General features: G+C 72.5%; 15 protein-coding genes. 12 read left to right on the top strand and 3 right to left on the bottom strand.

The window, feature by feature from the left end:
- Nucleotides 1-124 precede the first annotated feature (124 nt).
- Genes ACWF9Z_RS26635 through ACWF9Z_RS26615 form a run of 5 tightly spaced genes read left to right on the top strand, consistent with a single transcriptional unit; the run spans nucleotide 125 to nucleotide 5,349 of the window.
- Nucleotides 125-1,765: an ABC transporter substrate-binding protein gene (locus tag ACWF9Z_RS26635; protein ID WP_453605895.1), complete on the top strand. Its 1,641-nt coding sequence runs from the start codon at nucleotides 125-127 to the stop codon at nucleotides 1,763-1,765.
- A complete protein-coding gene (locus ACWF9Z_RS26630) occupies nucleotides 1,762-2,715 on the top strand; it encodes an ABC transporter permease (RefSeq protein WP_453605894.1) in 954 nt (317 codons plus the stop codon). Before ACWF9Z_RS26635 ends, ACWF9Z_RS26630 begins: the two co-directional genes overlap by 4 nt.
- Entirely contained in the window at nucleotides 2,712-3,581 is an 870-nt protein-coding gene (locus tag ACWF9Z_RS26625) for an ABC transporter permease (protein WP_453605893.1), read from the top strand. Before ACWF9Z_RS26630 ends, ACWF9Z_RS26625 begins: the two co-directional genes overlap by 4 nt.
- Nucleotides 3,582-3,586: 5 nt before the next feature.
- The gene (locus ACWF9Z_RS26620; protein ID WP_453605892.1) at nucleotides 3,587-4,570 is read left to right on the top strand and encodes an ABC transporter ATP-binding protein; all 984 of its coding nucleotides are present in this window, start codon (nucleotides 3,587-3,589) and stop codon (nucleotides 4,568-4,570) included.
- Nucleotides 4,567-5,349 carry an ABC transporter ATP-binding protein gene (locus ACWF9Z_RS26615; RefSeq protein ID WP_453605890.1) on the top strand — a complete coding sequence of 261 codons (783 nt, stop codon included), beginning with the start codon at nucleotides 4,567-4,569 and terminating at the stop codon, nucleotides 5,347-5,349. The genes ACWF9Z_RS26620 and ACWF9Z_RS26615 overlap by 4 nt, the downstream gene beginning before the upstream one ends.
- Before the next feature lie 45 nt (nucleotides 5,350-5,394).
- On the opposite strand, the gene ACWF9Z_RS26610 is transcribed toward ACWF9Z_RS26615, so the two are convergent.
- Nucleotides 5,395-5,808, bottom strand: a complete 414-nt coding sequence (locus ACWF9Z_RS26610; RefSeq protein ID WP_453605889.1) for a MarR family winged helix-turn-helix transcriptional regulator — start codon at nucleotides 5,806-5,808, stop codon at nucleotides 5,395-5,397.
- A 172-nt stretch (nucleotides 5,809-5,980) separates the two neighbouring features.
- Between ACWF9Z_RS26610 and ACWF9Z_RS26605 the strand changes: the two genes are divergently transcribed.
- From ACWF9Z_RS26605 to ACWF9Z_RS26585, 5 genes are all read left to right on the top strand, one after another.
- On the top strand, nucleotides 5,981-6,892 hold the full coding sequence (locus ACWF9Z_RS26605) for an SDR family oxidoreductase (RefSeq protein ID WP_453605887.1): 912 nt from the start codon (nucleotides 5,981-5,983) through the stop codon (nucleotides 6,890-6,892).
- Between the two features lies 1 nt (nucleotide 6,893).
- Nucleotides 6,894-7,793, top strand: a complete 900-nt coding sequence (locus ACWF9Z_RS26600) for an amidohydrolase family protein (RefSeq protein WP_453605886.1) — start codon at nucleotides 6,894-6,896, stop codon at nucleotides 7,791-7,793.
- A 10-nt stretch (nucleotides 7,794-7,803) separates the two neighbouring features.
- Entirely contained in the window at nucleotides 7,804-9,327 is a 1,524-nt protein-coding gene (locus tag ACWF9Z_RS26595; protein WP_453605884.1) for an acyl-CoA synthetase, read from the top strand.
- A 107-nt stretch (nucleotides 9,328-9,434) separates the two neighbouring features.
- Entirely contained in the window at nucleotides 9,435-9,893 is a 459-nt protein-coding gene (locus ACWF9Z_RS26590) for a MaoC family dehydratase (RefSeq protein WP_453605883.1), read from the top strand.
- Between the two features lie 111 nt (nucleotides 9,894-10,004).
- Nucleotides 10,005-10,790 carry a class I SAM-dependent methyltransferase gene (locus ACWF9Z_RS26585; protein ID WP_453605881.1) on the top strand — a complete coding sequence of 262 codons (786 nt, stop codon included), beginning with the start codon at nucleotides 10,005-10,007 and terminating at the stop codon, nucleotides 10,788-10,790.
- A 61-nt stretch (nucleotides 10,791-10,851) separates the two neighbouring features.
- On the opposite strand, the gene ACWF9Z_RS26580 is transcribed toward ACWF9Z_RS26585, so the two are convergent.
- Entirely contained in the window at nucleotides 10,852-11,952 is a 1,101-nt protein-coding gene (locus ACWF9Z_RS26580; protein ID WP_453605880.1) for a sulfite oxidase, read from the bottom strand.
- Nucleotides 11,953-12,075: 123 nt separating this feature from the next.
- Nucleotides 12,076-12,963 (bottom strand): DUF4436 family protein, encoded by an 888-nt coding sequence (locus ACWF9Z_RS26575; RefSeq protein ID WP_453605878.1) that lies wholly within the window; start codon nucleotides 12,961-12,963, stop codon nucleotides 12,076-12,078.
- A 300-nt stretch (nucleotides 12,964-13,263) separates the two neighbouring features.
- Between ACWF9Z_RS26575 and ACWF9Z_RS26570 the strand changes: the two genes are divergently transcribed.
- Nucleotides 13,264-14,853 (top strand): alpha/beta fold hydrolase, encoded by a 1,590-nt coding sequence (locus ACWF9Z_RS26570; RefSeq protein ID WP_453605876.1) that lies wholly within the window; start codon nucleotides 13,264-13,266, stop codon nucleotides 14,851-14,853.
- Nucleotides 14,854-14,865: 12 nt separating this feature from the next.
- The gene (locus ACWF9Z_RS26565; RefSeq protein WP_453605874.1) at nucleotides 14,866-16,440 is read left to right on the top strand and encodes an alpha/beta fold hydrolase; all 1,575 of its coding nucleotides are present in this window, start codon (nucleotides 14,866-14,868) and stop codon (nucleotides 16,438-16,440) included.
- The last annotated feature ends 148 nt before the right edge of the window (nucleotides 16,441-16,588 follow it).

The raw sequence follows: 16,588 nt of genomic DNA, 5'->3' as shown, positions 1-16,588 counted from the left end.
CCTCCCCACCTGCGCAGAACCGTTCCCGCAATCCTCGCCGAAGTCTTGTGCGGGAACGTTCCCGCATCAATACTCGCTCCATCCCCCCGTGCCCGTCACAACACCCGTAAAGGGGTGGATCTGCATGCGTACCCCCAGATTCATCGCATTCGCCTGTACCGCCGTGCTCGCGGCCTCCTCCCTCACCGCCTGCTCCGGCGCCACCCGGCCCCCGGCCGGCGCCGCCGGCGGCGCCGCCTTCGAGGTCACCCCGACCTCACCGCCCGCCCAGGGCCCCCTGGACTCCTTCACGTGGTCGCTGTACTCCGAGCCGTACACCCTCGACTACGCCCTCGCGTACGACTACCCGCCGAACACCGTGCTCGCCAACGTCTGCGAGCAGCTGCTCCGCGTCACCCCCGACCTGAAGGTCGAGCCCGGTCTCGCGGTCAAGTGGGCGCAGCCCGACCCGCTCACCCTCGTCTACACCCTGCGGCCGGGCGTGAAGTTCCACGACGGCACGGCGCTGACCGCGGACGACGCCGTCGCCTCCCTCCAGCGCCAGATGGACCCGGCCACCGGCTCCCCGTGGGCCTCGTCCTTCAAGAACGTCAAGTCCGTCGAGGCGACCGGCCCGCTGGAAATGACGATCCGCCTCGTCAAGGCCGACGTCCTCTTCCACGAACTCATGGCGGCCTCTCCCGGCACCGTCGTGAGCGCGGCCTCCCTCGCCAAGGAAGGGAAGGACTACGGCACCCCGAAGAGCGCCCTGAACTGCACCGGCCCCTTCGCCCTGGACAAGTGGGCGCAGGGCGACAGCATCACCCTCCGCGAGAACCCGGCGTACTGGGACAAGGTGCTCGCCCCGAAGTCCCGGTCCGTGAAGTTCACCTTCATCGAGGACCCGGCCGCCCGCTCCAACGCCTTCCTGTCCGCAACCGCCGACGGCGGCTACATGGTGCCGTCCTCCTCCCTCGCCCAGCTGCGGGCGAGCGGCAACGGAACGGTCCTCTTCGGACCCAACACCGCGGCCGCGAACCTCGCCGTCCTCGACTTCCAGGGCCCGCTCGGCAACCTCAAGGTCCGCCAGGCCCTGTCCATGGCGCTCGACCGGAAGAACATGGTCAACGCGGCGGCCGGCGGCGTCGGCGTCCCCGCCAAGGCTCCCGCGGCACGCGGTGCCTGGGCGCTCGTCCCGGAGAAGGCCGCCGAGCACTACGACACGCTGCCCGACCTGCCCCATGACGTCGCGGCCGCCAAGAAGCTGGTCCAGGAGGCCGGCGCCGCCGGCCGCTCGATCACCCTCGTGACGAGCTCGCTCGCCCCCGAGATCAGCGTCGTCGCCAACGCGGTGCAGGCGGCCGGACGCCAGATCGGCCTCGACATCAAGCTGAAGGCCGTCTCCCCGGACGCGTACAGCAGCCTCTTCGTCGACCCGAAGGCCCGTGAGGGGCTCGACCTCGTCATCACCAACGGCTACGACAACACGCCGGACCCGCTGGAGTTCTACCAGTACCTGCGCAGCGGCGACTTCGGGAACTACGGCTACTGGTCCAACGCCGAATTCGACATCGCCTTCGACCGGGCCAACTCCGAGCCGGACCCGGCCAAGCGCGCCGACCTCACCGCGAAGCTCCAGGAGATCGCCCTGCGCGAGATGCCCGTCATCCCCCTGTACGAGGCTCCGTACTCGGTCTTCCTCGGCAAGCGGATCACCGGCGCCCCCACCGGCATATCCCAGCTCTACTACCCGTGGGCCGCGAAGATCGGGGCCGCACAGAAATGACCCGCTTCCTCATCGGACGGCTCCTGGGCCTGGTGGCCGTGCTGTTCGTGACCTCGGTCGTGGTCTTCGGCACGATCCACCTGGCCCCCGGTGACCCGGTGACCTTCCTCCTGCACGGCCGCCCGGCCACCCCCGAGGCCGTGGCCGCCCTGCGCGCGGAGCACCACCTCGACGACCCCGTCGTCGTGCAGTACGGCAAGTGGCTCGGCGGCGTCCTGAGCGGCGACCTCGGCCGCTCGGCCCAGTACCACCAGGACGTCACCGCGCTCATCGGCTCCAGGCTGCCCGGCACCGCCCTCCTCGTCGGCTACGCGGCCCTGCTCGTCGTCGTCCTGGGGGTGGGCGTCGGCATCCTCGCCGCGCTGCGCCCCGGACTCCTCGACCGGATGGTGCTGATCGGCACGGGAGTCGCCACCGCCACTCCCTCCTTCGTCACCGCGATCGTGCTCGTCTCGGTCTTCTCGGTCCAGCTCGGCTGGTTCCCCGGCCCGGGCGGCGGCGTCGCGGAGGGCTTCGGCGCCCGGCTCCACCAGCTCACCCTGCCGTCCGTCGCGCTCGCCCTGACGTTCGCGGGCCTGCTGGCCCGGGTCACGCGCTCCGCGATGCTCGACGAACTCGGCCGCGAGCACGTCGAGGTGGCGCGTGCCCGGGGCGTCGCGGGACGGAACGTGGTGCGCCGGCACGTGCTGCGCAACGCGCTGGGTCCCGTCGTCACCGTCGGCGGCACCATGCTCGCCGGCCTGCTCATCAGCACGTCGATCGTGGAGACCGCGTTCGACGTGCCGGGGCTCGGCTCGTTGCTCGTGCAGTCGGTCACCGCGCAGGACTTCGCCGTGGTCCAGGCCGTCACCCTGATCAGCGTGGCGGCCTTCGTCCTCGTCAACCTCGCGGTCGACCTGCTCGCCCCGCTCATCGACCCCCGTCTCTCCCCCGGGGAAGGCTCTCCATGACCTCCACCCTCACCACGGTGCCGTACCGCAGGCCGGGCCTGCGCGGACTGCGCGTCTTCGGCCAGGGTCCCCTCTTCGCGGTCTCGGTCGCGGTGCTCGCCGCGCTCGTCCTCGTCGCCGTCCTCGCCCCCGTCCTGGCCCCCTACGACCCCGAGGCGGTCGACCTCGCCGCGAGCCTCGCCGGCTCCAGCGGTGACCACCTGCTCGGCACCGACCAGTCGGGGCGGGACATCCTGTCCCGGCTGCTCCACGGAGCCCGCACCGGGCTCCTGGGACCGCTGCTCGTCGTCGCCGTCTCCACCCTGCTCGGCCTGCTGCTGGGTGTGGTGGCGGCCTGGCGGGGCGGCTGGGCGGACACCCTCCTGTCCCGCTCGATGGACCTCGTCTTCGCGATCCCGGGACTGCTGCTGGCGATCCTGCTCGTCTCCGTCCTCGGTTCCGGCATGACCGCACCCGTCATCGCCATGTCCGTCGCCTACACCCCGTACGTGGGCCGGCTCGTGCGCGGCATCGCCCGGCAGGAGAAGCAACGGCCGTACATCGAGGCGTACGTGGTGCAGGGCTGGTCCGGCTGGACGGTCTGCGTCCGTCACCTCCTGCCGAACATCGCGCCGACCGTTCTCGCCCAGTCCGCGATGAACTTCGGGTACGCGCTGATGGACCTGGCGGCCCTGTCCTTCCTCGGCTTCGGCGTCCAGCCGCCGGCCGCCGACTGGGGCGCCATGATCAACGAGGGCCAGGGGGCCGTCCTGCAAGGGGCGATGCTCCCGGCGCTCGCGCCGGCCGCGTGCGTCGTGCTCGCGGTCGTGGCGTTCGGAATCGTCGGCGAGGGGCTCGCCGACCGGATCGCGAGGCGGGAGAGGTGAACGCCATGACCACGCCATCGACCACGCCCGTCCTGGAGATCGACGGGCTCGGAGTACGACTCCCGGACGACCGGGCCGCCCGGCCCATCCTGGACGGCGTGAGCCTGACCGTGCGGCCCGGGGAGACCGTCGGCCTGGTCGGCGAGTCCGGGTCGGGCAAGTCGGTCGCCTGCCGCAGCGTCCTCGGACTGCTGCCCCCGGGAGCCCGCGCCAGCGGTCAGGTCCGGGTCTCCGGGCGGGACGTGCTGAGCATGCGCCCGCGGGAGCTGGCCGGACTGCGGGCCCGCGAGGTCGCCATGGTCTTCCAGGACCCGCGCGCGACCGTCAACCCGCTGCGCCGGGTGGGCGACTTCCTCACCGAAGGGCTGCGCGCCTGCGGCACCCCCGCCGACCGCGCCTCCGCCCGGGCGGAGGAACTCCTCGACGCCGTCGGCATCCGCGATCCGCGCGGCGCCCTGCGCCGCTTCCCGCACCAGTTCTCCGGCGGCATGCTCCAGCGGGTCGTCATCGCCGCGGCCCTCGCCGCCGAGCCGGCCCTGCTCCTCGCCGACGAACCGACCACCGCGCTGGACGTCACGACCCAGGCCGAGGTGATCGGGATCCTGGCCCGGCTGCGCGCCGAGCGCGGCACCGGGATGCTCTTCGTCACGCACGACCTGGAGCTGGCCTCGGCCATCTGCGACCGGGTGTACGTGATGTACGCCGGCCGGATCGTCGAGACCCGCTCCACCGACGAGCTCTTCGACCGGCCCCGCCACCCGTACACGGCGGGGCTCCTCGCCTCCACTCCGCGCATCGAGGCGGGCGCGCCCCCGCCCCGGCCCATCCGCGGCCGGCCGGTCTCCCTGTCCGAGGCCCCGCCCGGCTGCGCGTTCGCCGCCCGCTGCCCGCACGCGGTGCCGCGCTGCGCGCAGGAGACGCCCGTACTCGCACCGCACGGCGAGGGGCTGGCCGCGTGCCTGCGCGCCGAGGAAGGAATCACGCTGTGACGAAGGGACTGGTGGTCGAGGGGCTGCACAAGCGGTACGGGGAGCACAAGGCGGTCGACGGGGTGTCGTTCTCGCTGCCGCCCGGTGGTTCGCTCGCGATCGTCGGAGAGTCCGGCAGCGGCAAGACGACGACGGTCCGGATGCTCGTGGGCCTGGAGCACTCGGACGGCGGTACGGTCCGGCTCGACGGCCGGGACCGTTCGGCCCGGGCCCGCGGCCGCGCCGAACGGATCTCCCGGGCGCGGGAGATCCAGATGGTCTTCCAGGATCCCTACCAGTCGCTCGATCCGCGGGTGACGGTGAGCGGCTGTCTGGACGAGGTACTGCGGCTGCACACCGGCCTGGACGCCGCCGCGCGCCGGGTCCGCGTCGCCGGGCACCTGGATCAGGTCGGCCTCGGGACCCGCGAGGCGGCGGCCCTGCCGCGCGATCTGTCCGGCGGGCAGCGCCAGCGCGTGGCGATCGCGCGCGCCCTCGCGGTGGAGCCCCGGGTACTGGTCCTGGACGAGGCGGTCGCCGCGCTGGACGTGTCCATCCAGGCCCAGATCCTCGAACTGCTGCGGGAGATCCGCCGCGAAGCGGGGATCGGCTTCCTGTTCGTGACGCACGACCTCGCCGTCGTACGTCACATCGCGGACGAAGTGCTCGTCCTGAAGTCGGGCAGGGTGATGGAGTCGGGCCCCGTGGACCGGGTGCTCGACGCGCCGGAGCACCCGTACACGCGGCTCCTGCTCAGCTCGGTGCCGCGGCGCGGCACCGCGCTGGGCGCGGGCGGCTGAGGGCCGGACGGCGGGCGCGAACCCGGCGGGCGGCGCCCCGTGCGGTCAGGTCAGGGAGCGCCACGTGAGCTGCAGGGCCCGCCGGAACCCGTCGGCTTCCTCCGGGGTCAGCTCGGCGACCATGCGTTCCTCCAGCGCGCGGGCCGGCCGGGCGTACTCGTCCAGGAGCCCCTTGCCCGCCTCGGTCAGCAGGACGAGGCGTTCGCGGCGGTTGCCGGGGTTCGGCTCGCGGCGGATCAGGCCGCGGCTCTCCAGGGCGCGGACCATGTCGGCCATGGTCTGGGCGGTGACGAACGAGTCGCGGGCGAGCTGGGCGGCGGAGATGCCGTCGTGCCGGTCCAGGACGGTGAGGGCGGTGTACTGCAGGGCGGTGATGCCCGCGGGCCTGACCAGCTCTTCGAGACGGGCGCGCACCGCGAGTTCCGTCCGCTTGACCAGGTAGAGCAGCGAGGTGCTCACGTTCGTCCTCCTGTGGTGGTGCCCGGGTGAATGGCAGGTACAGCCTAAAGCATTGACAGGAATCCTGTTGATTGATGAAACTGTCATTCAACAGGATTCCTGTCGATCGAGCCCGGCCGTCCGCCGGAGCTCCGGCATCCCGCCCACCTCACCGCTCACGAGAGGCACCCTCATGGATCTGCACGGAAAGGTCGCCGTCGTCACCGGCAGCGGACGCGGCCTCGGCCTCGGATACGCCCGGGCCCTCGCCGGCGCCGGCGCCGCGGTCATCGTCAACGACGTGGACCAGGACACGGTCGACGCCGCCGTCGCCACGATCCGGTCCGAGGGCGGCACGGCCGCCGGAGCCGTCGCGGCCGTCGGAGACGGCGCGGCGGCCCAGGAGCTCGTGGACGCCGCGGTACGGGAGTTCGGCCGGCTGGACGTGCTCGTCACCAACGCCGGCATCCTGCGCGACCGCGTGCTGTGGAAGATGACCGACGAGGACTTCGACGACGTCGTACGCGTCCACCTGCGCGGCACCTTCACCTGTGCCCGGGCGGCCGCCGTCCGGATGCGCGAGCAGGGCACCGGCGGCAGTCTCGTCCTGATCTCCTCGCCCGCCGGACAGCGCGGCAACTTCGGCCAGACCAACTACGCCGCCGCCAAGGCCGGCATCGTGGCCATGGCCCGTACCTGGGCCATGGAACTGGGCCGCTCCGGCATCACCGTCAACGCGGTCGTCCCGGTCGCCGCCACCGAGATGACCAGGACCATCCCGGCCTTCGCCCCCGTCATCGAGGAGTCCGAGCGCACCGGGAGCCCGCTGCCGGACTGGCTGCGCAAGGGCGAGGGCCTCGGCACCGTCGAGGACGTGGCCGGGCTCATCACCTTCCTCGCCTCCGACGCCGCGAAGGACGTGACCGGACAGGCCATCGGCATAGGCGGCGACCGCCTCGCACTGTGGGCGCACCCCAAGGAGAAGGCGACCGCCTTCGCCGACGGGGGCTGGAGCGCCGAGGCGATCGCGGCGCAGTGGTCCGGTGGCGTCGGAGCCGAACCCGAGACCTACGGCATCCCCGCGCCCCAGGCCCCGGAGGCGTGACATGGGCGACCGCGCCTACGAACCCGCGCTCGACCTCGACCGGCTGACCGCGATCGACATGCACACGCACGCCGAGGTCGCCAAGGACGGCCGCACGGCGCTCGGCCCCGAACTGCTCGGCGCCTCCGAGAAGTACTTCAAGGCCCACGGACACCGGCAGCCCACCATCGAGGAGATGGCCGGCCACTACCGCGAACGGCGCATGGCGGCGGTCGTGTTCACCGTCGACGCCGAACACGCCACCGGGCATCCGCGGATCTCCAACGAGGAGGTCGCGGAGAACTGCGCCGCCCACGCCGACGTGCTGATCCCGTTCGCGAGCATCGACCCGCACAAGGGCCGCGCCGGAGTGCTGGAGGCGCGGCGCCTGGTGCAGGAGTACGGCGTGCGGGGGTTCAAGTTCCACCCCAGCCTCCAGGCCTTCGCCCCGGACGACCGCCTCGCCTACCCGCTGTACGAGGCCATCGAGGAGCTCGGCGTCCCCGCCCTGTTCCACACCGGCCAGACCGGCATCGGCGCCGGAGTCCCGGGCGGCGGCGGCATCCGGCTGAAGTACTCCAACCCGATGCTGGTCGACGACGTGGCCGTCGACTTCCCGCACCTGCGGATCATCCTCGCCCACCCCTCCTTCCCCTGGCAGGACGAGGCCCTGGCGGTGGCCACCCACAAGCCGCACGTCCACATCGACCTGTCCGGCTGGTCCCCGAAGTACTTCCCGCCCCAGCTCGTGCGGTACGCCAACACCCTCCTCAAGGACAAGGTCCTCTTCGGCTCCGACTACCCGGTCATCACCCCCGACCGCTGGCTCGCCGACTTCGAGACGCTCGACATCAAGCCCGAGGTCCGGCCGAAGATCCTCAAGGAGAACGCCGCCCGCCTGCTCGGCCTGCTCACCGACTGAAGGAATCGCCGTGTTGAACCAAGGCATCGGCTCCTGGCCGGCACGCCGGGCCCGCAGGAGCCCCGACCGCATCGCGCTCGTCCACCGGGACCGCACCCGGACCTACCGGGAACTGCACCAGCGCGTCCTCCGTCTCGCCAACGCCCTGCGCGCCCTCGGCGTTGCGCGCGGCGACCGGATCGCCTACCTGGGCCCCAACCATCCGGCGTTCCTGGAGACACTGTTCGCCGCCGGTGTGCTCGGGGCGGTCTTCGTCCCGCTCAACACCCGGCTCGCGGCGCCGGAACTGGCGTACAACCTGGCCGATTCCGGCAGTACGGTGCTCGTCCACGCACCGGAGCACGCGGAAGCCGCCCGGGCCGCGGCCGACGAGGCCGGCGTGGTGCGGCACCGGATCACGCTCGCCGCGCCCGGGCACGCGGGCCTCGTCTACGAGGACTTGCTCGCCGCGAACGCGCCCGGGCCCCTGAACGAGGCCGTCGCCCCCGGCGACCCGTGCATGATCATGTACACCTCCGGGACCACGGGCCGGCCCAAGGGCGCCGTACTCACCCACGGCAACATCATCTGGAACAGCGTCAACGTGATCGTCGACACCGACCTCGCAGGCGACGAGGTCACCCTGGTCGTGGCACCCCTGTTCCACACGGCCGGCCTCAACATGACCTGCCTGCCCACCCTCCTGAAGGGCGGCCGGGTGGTGCTGCTCGACGCCTTCGACCCCGAGCGGGTCCTGGAAACCGTCGAAAGCCGCCGTGTCACCTACATGTTCGGCGTCCCCACGATGTACGACGCGATGGCCGCCCGGCCCCGCTGGGCCACGGCCGACCTGTCCAGCCTGCGCACCCTCAACTGCGGCGGCGCGCCGGTCCCGGCCCGTACCATCGCCGCGTACCTCGACCGCGGCCTGGCCTTCAGCCAGGGGTACGGGATGACCGAGGCGTCCCCGGGCGTCCTCTTCCTGGACCGGGAGCAGGCCGCGGCCAAGCCCGGTTCCGCCGGCGTACCCCACTTCTTCACCGACACGCGCGTCGTCCTGCCCGACGGGAAGGACGCCGCTCCCGGGGAGCGGGGCGAGGTACTCGTCCAGGGCCCGAACGTGATGAGCGGCTACTGGAACCGGCCCGAGGACACCGCGGCCGCCTTCACCGACGGCGGCTGGCTGTCTACGGGCGATGTCGCCCGGCTCGACTCCGACGGCTATGCCTACGTCGTCGACCGGGTGAAGGACATGTTCGTCTCCGGAGGCGAGAACGTCTACCCGGCCGAGGTCGAAGACGTCCTCCTGACCCATCCCGACGTCGAGGAGTGTGCCGTCGTCGGCGTGCCGGACCCGGTCTGGGGCGAGGTCGGCCGCGCGGTCGTCGTCCTCGTTTCCGGCCGCCGCGCGGATGAGCCCGACCTGCTCGGCCACCTCCAGGGCCGACTCGCCAAGTACAAGATTCCCAAGTCGGTGGTCTTCACGGACGCCCTGCCCCGCACGGCCTCCGGAAAGATCGTCAAACCCGACGTACGCGACCGCTACACGGGGTGACCCGCCCCCGCGGGCGAGCTGCCCGTGCGTCACCCGTGCCCCGCCGGGAGCCGTTTCTCCGCCCGGCCGCTCAACCCCTCACTCCCTACCGAACGGACCGATGCGCCATGCCCGTCACCGCCCACGGCCTCGACGCCCTCATCTCCCTCAGCGGAGCCGACCTCGGCCACACCGCCTGGCAGGAGATCACCCAGGAACGGGTGAACACCTTCGCCGACGCCACCGACGACCACCAGTGGATCCACACCGACCCGGAGAAGGCCGAGACCGGCCCGTTCGGCGGCCCGATCGCCCACGGGTACCTCACCCTCTCCCTCATCATCCCGATGTTCGGCGAGCTCCTGGACATCACCGGCATCTCCATGAGCGTCAATTACGGCCTGGACAAGGTCCGTTTCCCCAGCCCCGTCCCCGTCGGCGCGAGGATCAGGCTGCACGGCGCCGTCGGCACCGTGGAGGGCATCAAGGGCGACGGCGTACAGATGCCCCTCACCTTCACCATCGAGGTCGAGGGCAGCACCAAGCCGGCCTGCGTGGCCCAGGCGGTCTACCGCCACTACGCCTGAGAGGACACCCACCACGGGACCGGGCCGGGGCCGGCGCGGTGGTGCCGCCTCGCGGCCCGTCGGCGGGGCAGGCTGGTCCGGGGGCGGTGACTTCCGGAGAGGTGTGGGCCGATGTGGGTGGCCGGCGAGGCGTACGAGCCGTACGTGGGGCGGTGGAGCCGCCTGGTGGCCCACCGGTTCGTCCGCTGGATGGGCGCGGCCCCTGCGGGGAGCTGGCGCGACGTCGGGTGCGGCACGGGTGCGGTGACGCAGGCCGTGCTGGACGTGGCCGAACCGGCGATGGTGGTCGGCGTCGACCCGTCGGAGGGCTACGTCGAGTACGCCCGGAGGACCATCGGCGACCGACGGGCCCGGTTCGTCCTGGCCGACGCCGTCCACCTGCCCTTCGCCGAGGCCACGGCCTCGGTCGCGGTGAGCGGGCTCGTCCTCAACTTCGTGCCGGACGCGCCCCGGGCGGCGGCCGAGATGGCGCGTGTGGTCCGGCCCGGGGGGTCGGTGGGGGCGTACGTCTGGGACTACGGGGACGGAGGCATGGAGGCGATCCGTGCCTTCTGGGACGCCGCGCGCGCCCTGGACCCGGACGCCCGTGCCCTGGACGAGGCCGTCAGGTTTCCACTGTGCGGGCGGGCGCCGCTGGGCGCGCTGCTGGTCGGGGCGGGGCTCGAGGACGTCGAGGTCGAGGAGATCGGCGTCCTCACCCGGTTCTCGGGGTTCGACGACTACTGGAAGCCGTTCCTGGGAGGGCAGGGACCGGCGCCCGCCTACGTGGCCGCGCTCCCCGAGGAGCGCCGCGCCGCGCTGCGCGAGCGGCTGCGGTCGGCCCTCCCCCGGGAAGCGGACGGCTCCATCCCGCTGCGTGCGCGCGCATGGGCCGCGCGGGGCCGGCGCCGGGCATGAGCGGGTCGGTCAGCCCGGTGCCGTGATGCGGCCGCCGCCCCGTCCGACCCCGTGCCGGGAGTCAGCGGCACACGACGGGGACTCGCTGGGCGGCGTTGTTGCCGAAGCCGCCACGGTTCCACGGTTGTTCGAGGGGCTGGGTGCGGCCCGAGGCGTCCGAGGCCCGGACCGTCAGGGTGTGACGGCCCGGGGTGGCCGTCCACTCCGTGTGCCAGGCCTGCCAGGCCGCCGGATGCGGCTCGGGCGGCTCGACCTCTGCGTCGGCCCACGTCAGCCCTCCGTCGGAACTGAACCCGACCCGTACCACCGGCCCGTGCCCCGACCAGGCACGGCCCTCCAGCCGTACGGGCCCCGGGTGCACGACGCGGGTGCGGGACATGAAGTCCGGGAACCCGGGCGGTACGAGCAGGGCGCGCGGCGCGATCCGGGTGACCGGTTCGCCGGGCTCCTCCGGGGTCTGCCTGTAACGGTAGGCGACCGTCTGCTGGAAGCCGGTGAACGGGCGGTCGACGAGGGTGATGTCGCGCAGCCATTTCACGTGGGCCATGCCGTACCAGCCGGGGACGACCAGACGGATCGGGTACCCGTGCTGCGGGGGCAGGGGCGTGCCGTTCATGGCGTAGGCGATCAGTACGTCCGCGCCGACGGGCAGCGGAAGGCTGCGCTGGTAGTCCTGCTCGACGCCCCGCTCCACGCCGTGGTCGGCGCCGGTGAACACGGCTTCGACGGCATCGGGCCGTACCCCGGCCGCGTCGAGCACCGCCTGAAGCGGTACGCCCGTCCAGTCGGCGCTGCCCACGGCCTCGACCAGCCAGGGCTGGCTGACGGGCCGGGGCGAGAGCCGGGCCCGGCCGTTGCCCGCGCACTCCATGGTGACCCGGGTCGTGACGGCCGGGAGCGCGCGGAGGGCGGCCAGGTCCAGGCTGAGCGGCGTGCGGACCGTCCCGCCGACGGTCAGCCGCCACTCGTCGTCGTTCGCCACGGGGATGTCGTAGTGGACCAGCACGTAGTGCAGCCCCGCCGGTGTGACCTCGTAGCGCAGCGCCTCCAGCGGCATCCCGTGGTTGCGCGCAGCGAGTGCCAGCTCGTCCGCGCCGATGCCTTCACCGGCATCTGCCACGCGGCCGGGGCTGCTGACATCGCCCAGGGACGGCGGTTCCATGTCCCCATGGTCGCGCGCGGCGCTCCGCCCGGCACGTCGCGGGGCCCTGCGGGAGAGTGGGCGCATGACGTACGACGAAGGGCTGGCCCAGCGGATCAGGGAGCAGCCCGGCACCGGACACGCCTATGCGGGCTGCGTGTCGTCCGCCCGGAGAGCGGTGTGGACGCCGGTGACGACGACGGCGATCACGCAGAGGGCGATGACGGTTTCGGCCCAGAGGAAGGCGAACCAGTCCAGCACGCAGCCGATCGGAGGCGTGCCGGGAGCGTTGTTGCGGAACGCCGACAGGGCGAAGAGGGTGGCGGCCATCCACGCGAGGGCGGGCCAGACCAGGCCCTGCCGGCGCGTCGTCACGTACCAGGCCCCGAGGAGCACGGACGCGGCCAGCGCCCACATCACGATCATCATGAAGGCCGCGAAGACGAGCAGGCTGCCCGACCGGGACAACTTCACCTCCGTGAGGGCCTCCTGCCGGGAGGCGGCGGGTGTCGAGGAGACCGAGAAGAGCGTGTCGCTGTTGGAGAACAGCAGCCGTACCGGCACCTCCTTGCCGCCCAGCAGTGCCCAGAACCCCACCTGGGTCTCATAGGAGTCGAACGGGTAGTCGCTGATCGATCCATCGGTGAGCGCGACCTGAAGGTCCTTGGTCGTGATCCGCTCGTGTGCCGTGAACGCCAGGTCACCGAGGGTCGCCTTGGAGGTCTGGAGGATGAGATCGGCCACCGGGGCGGTCCCGTCCATCTCGCCCAGGTTCCCGCGCGGGGTGACCCGGATCCGCAGGACCAGCTCTCTGGCCGCGGCGTCCACGCGTTGCACGTCGGCCTCCACGTCCACCCGGTCGGGGGCCGTGGATCCGACGGTGTGGACCGTGTCGATCACCTGCCGCTCGGTGAACTGCAGCCACGACCCCACGGCCACCGCCGCCACGATCAGGACCACGAGGGGAACCAGGACCGGCAGCATCGACGTCCCGGAGCGGCGTGGGCCGGGCGGGTCCGAGGGTGGGGCCATGGTGACTCCGGCTCGATGGGGGAAGGGACGCGTCCGGCCGGGGCGGCGGCCGCGGTGCGATCCTCGTCGACCGGGCCGGAGATCCGCCGCATCCGGCGCGCGTGTCGCCGTCGGCCCGACCGCCCTGCCCGATGTACCGGTGGCCGCCTCCGGCCCTGGTGGCCGCCTCCCGCCCTGGTGGGCGTCTGCCGGAGTGCGCGTCTTAGGGCCCCTGAGTACCGTGGATGAGGTGCGTTCCGCCCAGACCGCCGTGGCATCGCCCAGCGGTGCGGCCGTCGATCGGCAGAGGAACGGGATCACATGGGTGAGCACGGCTTCCACATCGGTGTGCCGGTCGCAGGGGCCGCTCTGGCCCTCCTGGCGGCCCTCGGCCAGACACCGGCGGGTGCGGCACCACCGCACGGCCCCGCCCCTGACGGCGCCGGGCCCGGCACCGGCCCCGGCACCGGCCCCGGCGCGGCCGCCGCGTCGCGGTTCGTGCCCGGACCCTGCCCCGAGCCACCTGAACCGATCGAAGCGCTGGCCACCGCCAAGTGCGGCGTCCTGGAGGTCCCCGAGAACCGTGCCCGTCCCGGCGGCCGGACCATCAAGCTGGCCGTGGCGGTCATCCCGCCCGTCTCGGCGAAGCCCTCCCCGGATCCTGTGGTGTTCATGGCGGGCGGCCCCGGCGGCGAGACCTTCGACGACATCCCGTTCCTGGTCTCCTCCGGACTGAACAAGGACCGCGAACTGATCGTCATGGCCCAGCGCGGCAACCTCTACGACACGCCCAACCTCGCCTGCCCGGAGCTGGACCACTTCTCCGCCCAGTCCGTTGGGCTCCCCTCCTACGCGCCGCAGACGCAGCGGCGCATGCTCGAGGCGGTGAAGCAGTGCCGGGAGCGCCTGGCGGCCGACGGGACCGACCTGAGCGCCTACAACAGTACGGAGAACGCGGCCGACTTCGCCGACCTGCGCACGGCCTTGGGCATCAAGGAATGGAACGTCTACGGCCACTCCTACGGCAGCAATCTGGCCCTGACCTACCTGCGCCTGCACCCCCGGGGGATCCGCGCGGTGGCGCTCGACTCGGCCGCCCCCGCACCGTACGTCTCCCTGCCGTTCGCCTGGGCCAGCGCCCGGGAGGGGCTCGACAACCTCTACAAGGCCTGCGCCGCCGAACCCCGCTGCAAGAGCCGCTACCCGGACCTCGAGCGCACCCTGAACGAGCAGGTGCGCAAGCTCGAAGCCCAGCCGCTGACGCTGAACGTCCGGCCGCCGCAGGGCGGGGACCCGGTGAAGGTCGTCCTCGACGGCGGGGCGCTGGTCAACCTGCTGGTCGCCAAGGCGATCCCGTTCGCCGACGTCCCGGCGGCGATCGACGAACTCAGCCGCGGACGTCCTGAGCGCTTCGCCCGGGCCCGCGCCGCCGGTTCGGCCGAGGTGGACGGTCAGACCGCCCACGGCCTGACGCAGTCGGTGGTGTGCGGCGAATGGGCGCCGGACCACTCGCCGGCCGACGTGCTGAAGGCGGGCCGCGAAGCATTCCCCGCATGGCCCCGACCGGTCCAGGCCCAGGCGCCCCAACTGCCCTTCCAGGAAGCGATATGCCGTCTCTGGAACGTCCCCGACCGCACCGCTGTCCAACGGGTGGCCACCACCAGCTCGGTGCCGACGCTCTTCGTCAACGGGACGTTCGACATGAAGACCGGGGCCAGCTGGGCGCAGAAGACCGCCCGGACGCTCTCGCGCTCGACCACCGTGCAGGTACCCGGGATCGGGCACTGGGTGGTCCCGCAGTCACCCTGCGCCCAGAAGGTGCTGGAGTCCTTCTTCGCCCGACCGACCGCACCCGATGCTGCCTGCGTGGCAGGGCTCCGGTGGGAACCGTTCACGATCACCCCGAAGTGACGTGGAGGAACGATGGCACGGTCACACGTACGACGGTTGCGTACCGGTTCGGCGGCAGCGGCGACCGGGGTGCTCCTCACCGGTCTGTTCGCCGTGCCGGCGGGCGCTCAGGAGGAGACGCCCGCGGGAGCGACCGGCACGGTCGCCCGCACGGTGGGCGATGCCCGCTTCGAACCGGGCCCCTGCCCGAAGACGGCGGACCCGGTCGCCGAGCTCGAAGGAGCCCGCTGCGGCACGCTCACCGTGCCCGAGAACCGCGGCAAGCCGGACGGCCGGAAGATCAGACTCGGTGTCGCGATCGTGCCGGCGGCGACCGACAAGCCGAAGCCCGACCCGATCGTGTGGCTCGCCGGCGGACCCGGCGACGACGCGGTCGGGGAGGCGAAGATGGCGATCGACGGCGGCCTGAACCGCGACCGGGACGTCATCTTCATGTCCCAGCGCGGAACGTACTCGGCCGACCCGGCCCTCACCTGCCGCAACGTCGACGAGTTCAACGCGCGCGCGACCGGCCTCGTCTCCGACGCGCCGTCCACCGAGCGCGAGCACGTCGCGGCCACGAAGGCCTGCCGCGAGAAACTGGCGGCGAGCGGGGCCGACCTCAGCGCGTACAACGACATCGAGAGCGCCGCCGACCTCGCGGACCTGCGCACCGCACTGGGCCTCGAGCAGTGGAACCTGTTCGGCATCTCCTACGGCACCCAGCTGGCGCTCGTCTCCATGCGCCTGCACCCCGAGGGAATCCGGTCGGTCGGCATCGACGGCATCCTGCCGCCGTCCACCGGAGGGTCGGCCGTGACCTGGAAGGCCGCCCGGCAGGGCTTCGGCGGCCTGTTCAAGGCCTGCGCCGAGCAGCCCGCCTGCAACCGCCGCTATCCGAACCTTCAGGCGACCTTCGAGCGGCTCGTCCGCGACCTCGAAGCCAAGCCCGTCACGACCACCATCACCCTTCCCGACAGCAAGAAGCAGGTGAAGGTCGTCCTGGACGGCGGAGCCCTGGTGAACTGGATGACCGCCGCCACCCACGTGGCACCCCAGGTACCCGCCGCCCTCGACGAGCTGGCGCACGGCAAGCCGCAGCGGATCGCCGAGCAGTGGGCGGCCGGCAAGTACAGCCCCCAGGCCACCGGCCGGCTGTCCCACGGGCTCGCCTACGGCGTCTTCTGCAGCGAGTGGACCCCGTACGAGACCCAGGCCCAAGCACTGCGCGGAGGCCAGGAGGCCTTCCCGTCGTTCCCCCGGTCGGTACAGGCCCAGGCCCCGCTGCTCACCTTCCTCCGCCCGGACTGCGACGCCTGGAACGTCCCCGCGGCGCCCCCCTCCATCCGTGACGTCACGAAGAGCGACATCCCCACCCTCGCGCTCTCCGGCGGGTTCGACGCCCAGACCGCGGCGGGCAACGGGCCGTACGTCGCCCGCACCCTGCCCCGGGCTACCGTCGTCACGGTCCCGTACGAGCCCCACGTCGTGTTCGCCACGTCGAAGTGCGCCCAGGCCATCACCAGCTCCTTCTTCGACACCCCCACGGCCCCGGACACCAGCTGCCTCAAGGACCTCAAGGCCCCGAAGTTCGACATCGCCCCCTGAGTCGACCCGGCGCGCACCGCTTCGTCCCCGAGGGGCCGTTTCGGAAGATCCGAAAAGGCCCCCCGGCCGGGTGCGTGGGCCGGGACCGGGGCTCGTGGGCCGGTGGGTTAGGTGTCCCGCCCCGGGCCTCCGGGTTAACGGTGGGTCA

Source organism: Streptomyces sp. NPDC054961 (assembly GCF_053609145.1).
This window is presented reverse-complemented; position numbering and strand designations above follow the sequence as displayed.